Source organism: Streptomyces sp. AC627_RSS907 (genome assembly GCF_019049165.1).
Window position 1 is genome coordinate 1 of the sequence record NZ_JAGMUE010000494.1, and the last position, 638, is coordinate 638.

Here is a 638-nt window from a genome sequence, read left to right on the forward strand (position 1 = left end):
GCCGCTCCACGAGCAGCACACCCACGCCCTCGGACCACCCGGTGCCGTCGGCCGCCGCGGCGAACGACTTGCACCGACCGTCGGCCGCCAGGCCGCGCTGCCGGCTGAACTCGACGAACAACTCCGGTGTGGGCATCACCGTCACGCCGCCCGCGAGGGCGAACGAGCACTCGCCCTTGCGCAGCGCCTGCACGGCCAAGTGCAGGGCGACCAGCGACGAGGAACAGGCGGTGTCCACGGTGACGGCCGGGCCCTCAAGGCCGAGGGTGTACGAGACCCGGCCCGAGATGACGCTCGCGGCCTTGCCGGTCATCCCGTAGCCCTCGATGATCTCCGGCGCGGTGCGGCCGAAGACGCCGTACCCGGGGTGGCCGGCGCCCATGAAGACGCCGCCGTCGCTGCCCGCCACCGACGACGGGTCGATCCCGGCCCGCTCCAGCACCTCCCAGGAGGTCTCCAGGAGCAACCGCTGCTGCGGGTCCATGGCAAGGGCCTCGCGCGGCGAGATGCCGAAGAACTCCGCGTCGAACTCGGCCGCGTCGTGCAGGAACCCGCCCTCGCGCACGTAGCTGGTGCCCGGCGTGGACAGCTCCGGGTCGTACAGGGCGTCGGTGTCCCAACCCCGGTCCTCGGGGAAC

At 72.9% G+C, this 638-nt stretch carries 1 protein-coding gene; it reads right to left on the reverse strand.

Going from position 1 to position 638, the window contains the following annotated elements; genetic code table 11:
* On the reverse strand, nt 1-638 hold a 638-nt coding region (locus tag KUM32_RS36655), incomplete at both ends, for a beta-ketoacyl synthase N-terminal-like domain-containing protein (RefSeq protein WP_217146204.1).